We start from the raw sequence: 12,634 nt of genomic DNA, 5'->3' as shown, positions 1-12,634 counted from the left end.
TTGTTGGTGCAATGAAGCGGGCGCGTATCCCATGGTCAACAGTAACAAGATCCTCACCGTCTCCTACGGCACCTTCTCGTGCACGCTCGAAGGGTTCGACGATTCCTTCGACACGATGAAGGCGATCGCGGAGTATTTCCGAGACCTTGCCGCTGACGACCGTTACTTCGGCGCCGAGCCGCCCACCCCCGACGCGGAGATGCTGGCCCGCATCGCCGAGCGCGAGATCTCGCGCCGCGTCGAGGCGCGTCAGGAACAGGGCGGTATCGTGCTGCGCCCGTCGCTCGTCGCGCCGCAGGGGCGACCCGCCCCCGAGGCCGCGCAAGCCGGCGACGGACGGGCGGACGAGGCCGCGCAGGCGCCGGAGGCGAAGACCGAAACGCCCCCCGCCCACAAGCCGGAGCCAGCGCCCGCACCCGACACTGAATCGCCCGCAGCCACCGAGACGCCCGCCCCCGCCGAAACCGCCAGCGCGGAAGACGTGGACGACACGGCCGCTGCCGCTCCCGAAGAGGCAGGCGCGCCGATCGGCGACGAGCGTCCCGAACCGCAGGAGGAAGCCGCGCGGGCCGAGCCCCACGCTCCCGAGGAACACGCCGACGCGTCGGAAGAGCCGTCCGAAGACGTGGCCGCCGACACCCCGGCCGCGGACGAGACCGGGATCGCAGGGTCGCTCGCCCAGACGGACGCGCTCACCGCCGTCGCGCCGGAGGGTCCCGAGGCGGCAATCGAACCCGCCGCAGACGAGGTCGCGGACACCGGCATCGAGGCGGAGGCGGCGGAGCACGACGCCGTCGAGGCCGAGGCATCGCAGGACGAGGTCGCCGAGGACGAGGTCGCGACGGAAGACCACGGTGCGGAAGAAACCGCGTCGGAGGAAATCGCCGAGGAGGAGACGCCAGAGCCCGAGGCAGAGGCAGAGGCTGAGGCTGAGGTCGAGACTGAGGCAGAGGCCGCGGCTCAGGCCGATGACGAGACCGAGGCCGAGCTCGCCGCGCCCGCCCCGGCGGCGGATCGTCTTTCGGGCGCGCCGCTTGCCGCCAGCGCCGCCGCGGCGGCCGCGATGGCCGCGGACCTGCCCCGCCGACCGGCGGCCGAGACCGAGGCCGCGCCGGCCCCGCGCCCCGAGATCACGCATCCCGACCCGCAGAGCATCGCGGCAAAGTTGCAGCGCATCCGCGCCGCCGTGGCGGGCAGCCTGGCCGGCGCGGATGATGGCGAGGACACGGTGAACCTCTTCACCGATGACGGGCGGCGCGCCGAGAGCGGCGAGACCGGCCAGATCGCCGCACGCGTGCTGCGCGTCCGCCGCCCCGAGCCGGAAGCCGACACCGTCTCGGCCGTGGATCCCGGCACCAGCACCGAGGACAGCGAGGCCGATGTCGCCGCCGACGAGGACCTGCAGCAGGCCTTCGCCGCGCTCGAGGCCGAGCTTGGCGCCGCCCCGGCCGGCGCGGCGGAACTCGACGCGGAAGGCGCTGTCGAGCCCACAGCCGTCGCCGATGCCGAGGATGTGGCCGCTGACGAGGACGACCTCGACGGATGGGATACGGCCGCGCCCCTGGGCGACGCCGAGGAAGAGATCGCCTACGAGGAGGAGATCGAGGTTTCAGAGGCGCTCGTCGTGGAAACGATCGAAGCGGAGGATCCGGGCGCCGGGCAGGACGCCGCGGTCGCCGAGACGGGGGCGCCCGACACGGAAGCGACCGCAGAGGACGAGCGCGAGGCCGGCGAACCGGTGGCCGACGCCACGACCGACGCACAGCCGGCAGAGGACGACGCGGACACCGATGCGGACAGCGTTTCGGACGCCCTGGCCGCGGCGGCCCGGCGCGCGAGCCGCGAGCCCGAGACCGCGCGCCGCGGCGAGGTCACCCGTCTGCTCGACGAGACCGAAGGCCAGATGGACAAGCCCGAGGCGAGCCGCCGGCGCAGCGCGATCGCGCATCTTCGCGCCGCCGTGGCGGCGACGCGCGCCGAGCCGCGGCACGCCGATGCCGAAGCGAGCGAGCAGCCCGAAGAGGCCTACCGTGCCGACCTCGCCGACGCGGTACGCCCGCGCCGCCCCGGCGCCGGCGGCCACCGCACGCCGCGCCCCGAGGAGTCGCGCCCCGCGCCGCTCAAGCTCGTGGCGGAGCAGCGCGTGGACGCGCCGGCCGAGGATGCGGGACCGATTCGGCCCCGCCGCGTCACCGCACCGGCGGCCGAAGCGGAGGATTCCAATGGCTTCATCGCCTATGTGGAAGAGCTCGGCGTGAGCGGTCTGCCCGATCTGCTGGAAGCCGCGGCGGCGTATCTCGCCCACGGGGCCGAGGATGGCGGCTTTTCGCGCCCGCAACTCATGGCGAAGCTGCGCGATGCGCAGGCCGACGGGTTCAGCCGCGAGGAAGGCCTGCGACACTTCGGCCAGCTTCTCCGCGAGGGGAAGATCGTGAAGCGCGGCGGCGGGCGCTTCGGCGTCTCCGACGACATTTCATATCAGCCGGGCGCGCGCGCCGCCGGCTGACCGCCCGTCACCGGTCGTCGTCCTCGGCGGGCGCGTCGGGGTCGCGCTGCCCCACCCCCTTGAAGATGAATTTCAGCGGAAATGCCCAGACCACGCCGAGCGTGACGTATATCGCCAGTTCCAGCAGGATGCCCGGCCGCTCGAACCACCCGACCACCGTCACGGCGGCCATGATGTAAAGCGGCAGGCCGATCACGAGGATCACAAGCGACCAGCGGCGTCGGGCCTTGTAACTCAGTTCCATCAGTCTGCGAACGGGTCCGTGACGAGAATGGTGTCTTCCCTTCTGGGAGACGTGGAAAGTAGCGCCACCGGACAGCCGATCAACTCCTCCACCCGGCGAACATACTTGATCGCGTTCGCGGGCAGATCCGCCCAGCTGCGCGCGCCCTCGGTGCTTTCGCTCCAGCCCGGCATCTCCTCGTAGACGGGCGTGAGCCGCGCCTGGCGGTCGGCGGCGGTGGGCAGGTGATCCAGCCTTTGCCCGTCAAGCTCGTATGCCGTGCAGATGCGCAGCCGGTCGAACCCGTCGAGCACGTCGAGTTTCGTGAGCGCGATACCATTGATACCCGAGGTGGCGATGGCCTGGCGCACCAGCACCGCGTCGAACCAGCCGCAACGGCGCTTGCGGCCCGTGGTGGTGCCGAACTCGTGGCCCCGCGTGCCCAGGCGCTCGCCATCGGCGTCGTCGAGTTCGGTCGGGAACGGGCCCTCGCCCACGCGCGTGGTATAGGCCTTGACGATGCCCAGCACGAAATCGATCGCGCCGGGGCCGAGCCCGGTGCCCGTGGCGGCCTGCCCGGCGATCACGTTGGAGGAAGTCACGAACGGGTAGGTGCCGAAATCGATGTCGAGCATGGCGCCCTGCGCCCCCTCGAAGAGAATGCGGCGACCCGCGCGGCGCGCCTCGTTCAGCACCTTCCAGGCCGGCGCCGCGAAAGGCAGGATCCGCTCTCCCACCTCCGAAAGCGCCGCGAGAAGCGCCTCCCGGTCCACGGGCTCGAGCCCGAGGCCGCGGCGCAGCGCGTCGTGATGGACGAGCGCCCGGTCCACGCGGGCCTCCAGCGTGGCGCGATCTGCGAGGTCGGCCACGCGCACCGCGCGCCGGCCCACCTTGTCCTCGTAGGCCGGGCCGATGCCGCGCCCGGTGGTGCCGATCTTGGCCACCGCGACGGCCGCCTCGCGGGCGCGGTCGAGCTCTCCGTGGAAGGGCAGGATGAGCGGCGTGTTCTCGGCGATCATCAGCGATGCGGGCGTGATCTCCACGCCCTGGTCCCGCAGCGCCGCGATCTCGTCCACGAGGTGCCAGGGATCGAGCACCACGCCGTTGCCGATCACGCTGAGCTTGCCGCCGCGCACCACGCCCGAGGGCAGCGCGTGCAGCTTGTAGGTCTGCCCGTCGATGACCAGCGTGTGCCCGGCGTTGTGCCCGCCCTGGAAGCGGGCGATCACGTCGGCCCGCTCGGAGAGCCAGTCGACGATCTTGCCCTTGCCCTCGTCGCCCCACTGGGCGCCCACCACGACCACGTTCGCCATGCCTGCCGCTCCCGTCCGGCTGCCTCGTTCCGGCGCCGGGTATAGCCGCGCGCGCGCGGCGCGGAAACCGCGAATCCCGGGAATGCCGCAGGGGCAGCCGGGCGCCGCGTCGCGGCGGCCCCGCCTCCCTTGCCCCTGCGCGCCGCATCGCATAAGTAGCGCGGCATCGGCCAGCCACGCGGGGTGCCATGGAAAACGTCTTGCTCATCATCCACCTCCTGCTTGCGCTGTCGCTCATCGGCGTCGTGCTTCTGCAGCGGTCCGAGGGCGGCGGGCTCGGCATGGGCGGCGGCGGTGGCGGCGGCGCGATGTCCGGGCGCAGCGCGGCCACGGCGCTGGGCCGGCTCACCTGGATCCTGGCCATCGCCTTCATCGGCACGTCGATCACGCTGACGATCTTCGCGGCGCAGAACTCCGCGGGCAGTTCGGTGGTCGACCGGCTGGGCAACGAGGCCCCCGCGCAGGACGCGCCAGCCGTGCCGGCGGTTCCCGAAACCGACGGGCTCTTGCCGCCGCCGGCGGCGGACCCCGACGCGCCACTGGTGCCCCGCGCCGAATGAGCCACAAGGGCTTGTTGGGCCCGAACGCAACGTCAACATCATCTTGCGGTCGGCTTGCCAAGGCCCGCCGAATCCTGTAACGATCAAATCCCGTGATGACGCCCGGCGGATGCCAGCGTCCGCACCGGTATGGCGGCAGGATCGGCCCCGACCGCATGGCATATCACGGGGGATCGCCTGCACATGGCCAGGTTCGTGTTCATCACCGGCGGCGTGGTCTCGTCACTCGGCAAGGGGCTGGCCTCGGCGGCGCTCGGCGCGTTGTTGCAGGCGCGCGGCTTCAGCGTGAGGCTGCGGAAGCTCGATCCCTATCTAAACGTCGACCCAGGCACCATGTCGCCCTTCGAGCACGGGGAGGTCTTCGTCACCGACGACGGCGCGGAAACCGACCTCGACCTCGGCCATTACGAGCGCTTCACCGGCGTGGCCGCCCGCCGGACCGACTCGGTCTCCTCGGGGCGGATCTATTCCAACGTGCTGGAGAAGGAGCGACGCGGCGACTACCTCGGCAAGACGATCCAGGTCATTCCCCACGTCACCGACGAGATCAAGGACTTCATCCGCATCGGCGAGGACGAGGTCGATTTCATGCTCTGCGAGATCGGCGGCACGGTGGGCGACATCGAGGGCCTGCCCTTCTTCGAGGCGATCCGCCAGTTCGCCCAGGACAAACCGCGCGGACAGTGCATCTTCATGCATCTCACGCTGCTGCCCTGGATCGCCGCGTCGGGGGAACTCAAGACCAAGCCCACCCAGCACTCCGTGAAGGAGCTGCGCTCCATCGGCATCGCCCCCGACATCCTGGTCTGCCGCTCGGAAAAGCCCATCCCGCAGAAGGAGCGCGACAAGCTCGCGCTTTTCTGCAACGTGCGGCCCGAGGCGGTGATCGCGGCCTACGACCTGAAGTCGATCTACGAGGCGCCGCTGGCCTACCACCGCGAGGGGCTGGACCAGGCGGTGCTCGACGCTTTCCAGATCTCGCCCGCGCCGCGGCCGGATCTGGCGCGCTGGGAGGATGTGGCCGACCGCGTCTTCAACCCCGAGGGCGAGGTGAACGTCGCGATCGTCGGCAAGTACACCCAGCTCGAGGACGCCTACAAGTCCATCGCGGAGGCGCTCACCCATGGCGGCATGGCCAACCGGGTGAAGGTCAATTCCGAATGGATCGACGCCGAGATCTTCGAGCGCGAGGACCCCGCGCCATACCTGGAAGGCTTCCATGCGATCCTCGTGCCCGGCGGCTTCGGCGAGCGGGGCACCGAGGGCAAGATCCGCGCCGCGCAATTCGCGCGCGAGCATGACGTGCCCTATCTCGGCATCTGCCTCGGCATGCAGATGGCGGTGATCGAGGCCGCGCGGAACGCCGCTGGGCTCGCGGACGCGGGCTCGGAGGAGTTCGACCACGAGGCCGGGCGCAAGCGTTTCACGCCTGTCGTCTATCACCTCAAGGAATGGGTGCAGGGCAACGCGACGGTCGCGCGACGCCCCGACGACGACAAGGGCGGCACCATGCGGCTGGGCTCCTACGACGCGGTTCTGGAGCCCGGCTCCAAGGTGGCGGAGGTCTACGGTGCGACCCGGATCGAGGAGCGCCACCGCCACCGCTACGAGGTGGACATCGCGTATCGCGACAAGCTGGAGGCCGCGGGGCTGCGCTTTTCGGGCATGTCGCCGGACGGGCGCCTGCCCGAGATCGTGGAATGGCCCGAGCACCCGTGGTTCATCGGTGTGCAGTTCCATCCCGAGCTCAAGTCCAAGCCCTTCGACCCGCACCCGCTCTTTAGGGATTTCATCCGCGCGGCGAAGGACGTGAGCCGGCTGGTATGATGGGCCGCGCCCGGCGCCTCCGCGCGGGCCTCGCGGCGTCCCTCCTGTCGGCGCTGGCGGCCCCGGCCGCCGCGGAGCGCATAACGCCCCTGCCCTACGAGGAGCTTCCGCCGCTCGCGCCCGAGCTTCTGACCTTCGAGCGCCTGCCGGCCAAGCCCTATCCCGGCTACGTCTTCGATCACGGCATCGCCTTCGCGGGCGGGCGGATCGGGGAGCGGTTCGCCGGGCAGACGCTCGGGGAGGTCACGCTGGACGAGGGCGGCCCCCACGACGTGCTGCGGGGCCGCCCCACCGCCCCGCTCGCGGTGGAGCCGGGCGCCCCGGGCGAGGGGGTGAGCCTGTCGCTCCACTCCGCCTTCCGCAGCATGGCGCTCTACCCGCTCGGGCCCCTCGGCCAGCCCGACCCCGAGGCGCGCGGCGAGGGCGCGGCGGCGATCCTCTTCCACGAGGACGCCTGCGCCTTCGGGCTGCGGGTTCACACCGAATACACCGACGCCTTCGGTGCGAACGAGGGGCATCTGGGCGAGATCGACCTGACCTTCTACGCCCGCGACGGCGCCGAGATCGGCCGGGTGACCGTGCTGGCGCCCGAGCATATCTCCGGCCACGGTTTCCTCGACACGGGCGGGGGCATCGCGGGGGTGACGGTGGAAAACCGCGACCCGGGCGGCATCTCCTTCGACGACGTGCGTTTCGGCTGCCCGAATGTCACCGGCTGAGCACGGCGGCGATTGCAATCGGCCCGCGCCGCGGCCAGACTGCGCGGCGCCGTAACGAGGGAGGCAGCCATGCCCAAGGCCTACTGGGTGGCGAACGTGGACGTGCGCGACGCCGACGCATACGCCAAATACCGCGAGGCGAACGCCGAGGCCTTCGCCAAGTATGGCGGGCGCTTCCTGGTGCGCGGCGGCGCGCAGGAACAACGCGAGGGCGCGGGCCACGGTCGCACCGTCGTGATCGAGTTCCCCGACCTCGAGGCGGCGCGCGCCTGCTACGACAGCCCCGAATACCAGCGCGCCAAGGCGATCCGCGACCCGGTCTCGGACGCCAACCTCGTCATCGTGGAAGGCTACGAGGGCTGAGATGTTCCGGCGGATCCTCGCCCGCTTCGCCCATCACGCCCAGCCGGCCGAGATGCTGCCCGAGCCCGACGCCCGCATGGCGCTCGCGGCGCTGCTGGTCCGCGTGGCGAAGTCGGACCATGCCTATCTCTTCGAGGAGATCAGCCGGATCGACCGCATCCTCGCCGCCCGCTTCGATCTGAACCCCGTGGAGGCCGCAAAGCTCCGCGCCGACGCCGAGAAGCTGGAGCGCCAGGCGCCCGGCGACATGGAGCGCCTCGCCCTGGTCATCCGCGAGACCGTGGCCTATCCCGAGCGGCTTGGCATGGTGGGCGCGCTCTGGGAGGTGATGATGGCCGACGGCGAGGCCGAGGAGCACGAGGAGGCCGCCATCGCCGCCATCGAGGCGGCGCTCGGCATCCAGGAGTACGACAGCGCCGAGGCCCGGGCGAGCGCGCGCGCGATCCGCTGACCATTGGCGCGCCGGACCGGCACCGCTATATAGCGCATCATGTTTGCAGATTTCTTCAAGAGACTCTCCGGCCACACGCCCGAAACCCTGCCGGACGAGGACGCCCGGCTGGCGCTGACGGCGTTGCTGGTGCGCGTCGCGCGTTCGGACGGCGATTACGCCGAGGCCGAGCGCGACCTCATCACCCGGATCATCACCGACCGGTTCGAGCTGTCCCGCGCCGAGGCCGAAAGCCTGCGCAGCGAGGGAGAGGCCGCCGAGACCGAGGCGCCGGACACCGTTCGCTTCACCCGCACGATCAAGGACGCGGTCCCGCACGAGGAGCGGCTCGGCGTGATCGAGGCGTTGTGGCGCGTGGTGCTTGCCGATGGGCACCGCGACCACGACGAGGATACGCTGTTGCGGCTCGTGGCGAACCTTCTGGGCATCTCGGACGTGGAAAGCGCCATGGCCCGGCAACGGGTCGCGGACGCCGGGTGATCGCGGCGCTGCCGATGTACGACCGCCCCGAGACGGCGGCGGCGAATGACAGCTTCTGGCGCGCGATCCGGGGCGAGCTGGGATACGGCCCCGAGGCGCTCACCCGGGGGCGCGATCCCTGGGAGATCTGGGAACACCCCGACCTCCTCCTCGCGCAGACCTGCGGCTATCCGTTCCGCACCCGCCTGCGCGATCGCGTGACGCTGGTGGGCACGCCCGATTACGCGCTCGAGGGCTGCCCGCCGGGCCATTACCGCTCCGTCTTCATGGCGCGGCGCGACGATCCGGGCGACCTGCCGGCCTTCGCGGGCCGGCGCTTCGCCTTCAACGAGGCGCTTTCGCAATCGGGCTGGGCGGCGCCGGCTCACCACATGGCCGAGGCCGGGCTGGGCTTCGGGCCGCTCCTGCGCACCGGGGCGCATGCGGCCTCGGCCCGCGCGGTGGCGTCGGGGCGCGCCGATTTCGCCGCGCTCGACGCCCAGACATGGCGCCTCATCGCAGCGCACGACGATTTCGCCGGGGCGCTTCGCGTCATCGCCCGCACGCGGCCCACCCCGGGTCTGCCGCTCATCACGGCGCGGGGCCGCGACCCCGGCCCGATCCTGGCGGCCGTCCGCCGCGCCGCGGAGCGGCTGGATCAGGCGGACCGGACGCGGCTTTGCCTGGCCGGCATCGTCGCCATTCCCGCCGCGGCCTATCTCGAGGTGCCCACGCCGGCACCGCCCGAATCCGACGCATGACAGCACGAAAATGCCGGGCGGCCTGTCGGTTTCGCCGGGTTGCGCATTGCATCGCCGCGTATTTTCCGCCCTAGTAGCGCGAAACCGTGACACCACCGTGAAGGCCGCCTTGTCCGACACCGACCCCGTCATCGAGATCCGGGACCTGCACAAGAGCTACGGCGAGCTCGAGGTCATCAAGGGCGTGGACATCACCGCGCGGCGCGGCGACGTCGTCTCGCTGATCGGCTCTTCGGGTTCGGGGAAATCGACGCTGCTGCGCTGCGCGAACCTGCTGGAAGACAGCCAGCAGGGAGACATCCTCTTCAAGGGCGAGCCGGTGAAGTGGAAGGGGACGGGCCTGCACCGGCACCCGGCGGACCCGAGGCAGGTGCTGCGCATCCGCACCAACCTTTCCATGGTGTTCCAGCAGTTCAATCTCTGGGCGCACATGACGGTCCTGCAGAACGTGATGGAGGCGCCGGTCACCGTTCTGGGCCGCGACCGGCAGGAGGTGGAGACGGCGGCGCGGGGCTATCTCGCCAAGGTCGGCATCGGCGACAAGGCGGATGTCTACCCGGCGCAGCTTTCGGGCGGGCAGCAGCAGCGCGCGGCGATCGCGCGGGCGCTCTGCATGGAGCCCGAGGCGCTTCTTTTCGACGAGCCCACCTCGGCCCTCGATCCCGAACTCGAGCAGGAGGTGGTGCGCGTCATCAAGGATCTCGCGCAGGAGGGGCGGACCATGCTCATCGTCACGCATGACATGAGGATGGCCGCCGATGTCTCTGATCACGTGGTATTTCTTCACCAGGGGCGGATCGAGGAGGAAGGCCCGCCCGAGACCCTGTTCGGCCAGCCGGACTCCGAGCGGCTGAGGGGCTTCCTGTCCTCGACCCAGGCCGCCTGAGAGCGGCCGGCCCGACCAACACCAGTCCAACCAGAGGGAGACCGACCATGAAGAAAATGATCCTCGCAACCGCGGCCCTGGCGCTGAGCGCCGGGCTTGCCAGCGCCCAGGACGTCGTGCGCCTCGGCACCGAAGGCGCCTACCCCCCGTGGAACTTCCTCAACGACGCCGGAGAGGTGGACGGGTTCGAGCGCGAGCTGGGCGACGAGCTTTGCCGCCGCGCCGATCTGACCTGCGAGTGGGTGACGAACGACTGGGATTCGATCATCCCCAACCTCGTCTCGGGCAACTACGACGCCATCATCGCCGGCATGTCGATCACCGACGAGCGCGACGAGGTCATCGACTTCTCGCAGAACTACACCCCGCCCGATCCGTCGGCCTATGCGGCCGTGTCGGACGGCATCGATGTCGAGGCCGCCGTCATCGCGGCGCAGACCGGCACCATCCAGGCCGGCTACGTCGCCGAGACGGGCGGCACGTTGGTCGAGTTCGCATCCCCCGACGAGACGATCGCTGCGGTGAAAAGCGGCGAGGCGGACGCGGTGCTCGCCGACAAGTCGTTCCTCGCGCCCATCGTGGAGGAGGATCCGGACCTCATCTTCGTGGGCCCGGACGTGCCGCTCGGCGGTGGCGTCGGCATGGGCTTCCGCGAAAGCGACCAGGCGCTGCGCGACACCTTCGACGCGGCGATCCAGTCGATGAAGGACGACGGGTCGCTGAACGAGCTCATCGCGAAGTGGGACGTCTCGTCCCAGTTCTGATCCCGTGACCGGGGCGGGCCCGCGGGTCCGCCCCTCCATCACGACGGAGCGAGGCCATCTTCGCGTTCTGCACAGATCCCGAGAGCCTCGGGACCGTCCGGTGGCTTGCCTGCTACCTCACCACGGGCAAGCACATGTCGTTATATGCGGCGTTCGGCACGGTCCTCACCCTGCTCGCCATCACGGCGCCCACCGCGCTGGCCTTCGGCTTCGCCGGCGCCGCCGCCGCGCGGTCGCGGGTTCTGCCCGTCTCGATCCTCGGCAAGGGCTACATCGCCGTGGTGCGCGGCGTGCCCGACATCGCCTTCTTCCTCTTCTTCGTGATCGCGCTCGACCAGGGCTTCGAATGGATCCGCCACCAGGCGCTCTGCCCCGACTGGACAGAGGCGGTGCGGCAGGGCAACGACTTCGTGGTCTGCCCCGAGGCCAAGCTGCCCCTTGGCAACGCGCCGCAATGGATGCACGAGATCTACGGCTTCTTCCTCGCCGTGCTGACCTTCGCCATCGTCTTCGGCGCCTTCGCGGCCAACGTGCTCTTCGGCGCGATGCGCGCGGTGCCGCAGGCGCAGATCGAGACGGCGGAGGCCTACGGCATGAGCCGCCGCCAGGCGTTCTGGCGCATCCTCGTGCCACAGATGTGGATCTACGCCCTGCCCGGGCTTTCCAATCTCTGGATGGTGCTCATCAAGGCCACGCCCCTGCTGTTCCTGCTCGGCGTCGAGGATATCGTTTACTGGGCGCGCGAGCTCGGCGGCGCCAAGACCGCGCGCTTCACCGACTACCCCCACGGCGACTGGCGGATGTGGTATTTCCTCGCGCTGCTGGTCTTCTACCTGGCCTTCACCCGCGTCTCCGAGATCGTGCTGGAGCGGCTGACCGTGCGCCTCAGCCACGGGCAGGCGACGGCGCAGGGCGAGGCCCAGCGCAAGGCGGGCGCATGAGCTGCTGGGAGACGATCGGCGATTACGCGCTGCGCTCGGTCGGGATCGGCGAGCGGCTTCTGCCGCGCGACAACTTCACGCTCTGCCAGCAGATCACGCTGATCGGCTCGGGGCTCATCTGGAACGTCTATTTCGGCGTCCTGGCCCTGGCCTCGGGCTTTTTTCTGGCCGTCGCCGTGGCGATGGGCAAGGCGGCGCGCTCGGCCTGGGTGCGCAAACCCTCGGAGTGGTTCATCCTCGTCTTCCGGGGCTCGCCGCTCTTCATCCAGTTCTTCTTCGCCTATTTCTTCTTCCTCAACCTGAAATCCGTCTCGCCCGTCTTCGATTCCCTGACCTCGGCGGCGCTCGGCGCGCTGATCGTGCTGTTCCTCAACACGGCCGCCTATTCCGGAGAGATCTTCTACGGCGCGCTGCGCACGATCCCCAAGGGCGAGACGGAGGCGGCCGACGCCTACGGCTTCACGGGATGGGCGCGGTTCCGGCGCATCGTCTTCCCGACCATGCTGCGGCTGGCCTGGCCGGCCTACACCAACGAGGCGATATTCCTCTTCCACGCCACGACGCTCGTCTACTTCTCGGGCTTTCCGGCCTGGCAGCAGAAAGGCGACGCGCTTTATTACGCCAGCTACTTCGCGGACAAGACGTTCAACCCCTTCGTGCCCTACCCCATCCTCGCGGGCTACTTCATCCTGCTCACACTTGTGATCATATGGCTCTTCGGGGTCGCCAACCGGCGCCTCAACCGGCACATGCCGCAAGAGTTGCGCCGCCCCATCCGTTTCCGCCCGAACCTCATTCGCTGAGCGCGCGTCCGCCGGCCGAAGGCGCGCTCGCCTCTGGACACATGTGCCGCCTTCTGTA

The 12,634-nt window shown here is 70.3% G+C and carries 14 protein-coding genes; 12 read left to right on the top strand and 2 right to left on the bottom strand.

The window, feature by feature from the left end; genetic code table 11:
* The first annotated feature begins 31 nt into the window (after nucleotides 1-31).
* Complete coding sequence (locus AB6A66_RS03295; protein ID WP_371054769.1) at nucleotides 32-2,506, top strand: hypothetical protein; 2,475 nt, start codon at nucleotides 32-34, stop codon at nucleotides 2,504-2,506.
* A gap of 7 nt (nucleotides 2,507-2,513) precedes the next feature.
* Here AB6A66_RS03295 and AB6A66_RS03290 read toward each other — a convergent pair whose 3' ends face one another.
* Nucleotides 2,514-2,750 carry a DUF2842 domain-containing protein gene (locus tag AB6A66_RS03290; protein WP_371036626.1) on the bottom strand — a complete coding sequence of 79 codons (237 nt, stop codon included), beginning with the start codon at nucleotides 2,748-2,750 and terminating at the stop codon, nucleotides 2,514-2,516.
* The gene (locus tag AB6A66_RS03285; protein ID WP_371054768.1) at nucleotides 2,750-4,042 is read right to left on the bottom strand and encodes an adenylosuccinate synthase; all 1,293 of its coding nucleotides are present in this window, start codon (nucleotides 4,040-4,042) and stop codon (nucleotides 2,750-2,752) included. Before AB6A66_RS03285 ends, AB6A66_RS03290 begins: the two co-directional genes overlap by 1 nt.
* 188 nt (nucleotides 4,043-4,230) lie before the next feature.
* Between AB6A66_RS03285 and secG the strand changes: the two genes are divergently transcribed.
* From secG to AB6A66_RS03230, 11 genes are all read left to right on the top strand, one after another.
* Nucleotides 4,231-4,602 carry a preprotein translocase subunit SecG gene (secG, locus tag AB6A66_RS03280; protein ID WP_371054767.1) on the top strand — a complete coding sequence of 124 codons (372 nt, stop codon included), beginning with the start codon at nucleotides 4,231-4,233 and terminating at the stop codon, nucleotides 4,600-4,602.
* Between the two features lie 183 nt (nucleotides 4,603-4,785).
* Nucleotides 4,786-6,429, top strand: a complete 1,644-nt coding sequence (locus AB6A66_RS03275) for a CTP synthase (protein ID WP_371054766.1) — start codon at nucleotides 4,786-4,788, stop codon at nucleotides 6,427-6,429.
* Nucleotides 6,426-7,148: a hypothetical protein gene (locus AB6A66_RS03270; protein WP_371054765.1), complete on the top strand. Its 723-nt coding sequence runs from the start codon at nucleotides 6,426-6,428 to the stop codon at nucleotides 7,146-7,148. The genes AB6A66_RS03275 and AB6A66_RS03270 overlap by 4 nt, the downstream gene beginning before the upstream one ends.
* A gap of 69 nt (nucleotides 7,149-7,217) precedes the next feature.
* Nucleotides 7,218-7,511 carry a DUF1330 domain-containing protein gene (locus tag AB6A66_RS03265; RefSeq protein ID WP_371036630.1) on the top strand — a complete coding sequence of 98 codons (294 nt, stop codon included), beginning with the start codon at nucleotides 7,218-7,220 and terminating at the stop codon, nucleotides 7,509-7,511.
* A gap of 1 nt (nucleotide 7,512) precedes the next feature.
* The gene (locus tag AB6A66_RS03260; RefSeq protein WP_371054764.1) at nucleotides 7,513-7,962 is read left to right on the top strand and encodes a TerB family tellurite resistance protein; all 450 of its coding nucleotides are present in this window, start codon (nucleotides 7,513-7,515) and stop codon (nucleotides 7,960-7,962) included.
* Nucleotides 7,963-8,001: 39 nt separating this feature from the next.
* Entirely contained in the window at nucleotides 8,002-8,442 is a 441-nt protein-coding gene (locus AB6A66_RS03255; RefSeq protein ID WP_371054763.1) for a TerB family tellurite resistance protein, read from the top strand.
* The gene (locus AB6A66_RS03250) at nucleotides 8,439-9,182 is read left to right on the top strand and encodes a phosphate/phosphite/phosphonate ABC transporter substrate-binding protein (RefSeq protein WP_371054762.1); all 744 of its coding nucleotides are present in this window, start codon (nucleotides 8,439-8,441) and stop codon (nucleotides 9,180-9,182) included. Before AB6A66_RS03255 ends, AB6A66_RS03250 begins: the two co-directional genes overlap by 4 nt.
* A 109-nt stretch (nucleotides 9,183-9,291) precedes the next feature.
* A complete protein-coding gene (locus tag AB6A66_RS03245; RefSeq protein ID WP_371054761.1) occupies nucleotides 9,292-10,068 on the top strand; it encodes an ABC transporter ATP-binding protein in 777 nt (258 codons plus the stop codon).
* A gap of 47 nt (nucleotides 10,069-10,115) precedes the next feature.
* Nucleotides 10,116-10,832 carry a transporter substrate-binding domain-containing protein gene (locus AB6A66_RS03240; RefSeq protein WP_371054760.1) on the top strand — a complete coding sequence of 239 codons (717 nt, stop codon included), beginning with the start codon at nucleotides 10,116-10,118 and terminating at the stop codon, nucleotides 10,830-10,832.
* A 56-nt stretch (nucleotides 10,833-10,888) separates the two neighbouring features.
* Nucleotides 10,889-11,773: an ABC transporter permease gene (locus tag AB6A66_RS03235; protein ID WP_371054939.1), complete on the top strand. Its 885-nt coding sequence runs from the start codon at nucleotides 10,889-10,891 to the stop codon at nucleotides 11,771-11,773.
* Nucleotides 11,770-12,576, top strand: coding sequence for an ABC transporter permease (locus AB6A66_RS03230; protein WP_371054759.1), 807 nt, complete (start codon nucleotides 11,770-11,772; stop codon nucleotides 12,574-12,576). The genes AB6A66_RS03235 and AB6A66_RS03230 overlap by 4 nt, the downstream gene beginning before the upstream one ends.
* Nucleotides 12,577-12,634: the final 58 nt, after the last annotated feature.

Origin of the sequence: Rhodosalinus sp. K401, assembly GCF_041365735.1 — a bacterium.
GTDB lineage: Bacteria > Pseudomonadota > Alphaproteobacteria > Rhodobacterales > Rhodobacteraceae > Rhodosalinus.
Note: the sequence above shows the minus strand (reverse complement) of the source record. Positions and strands in the feature narration are given on the sequence as shown.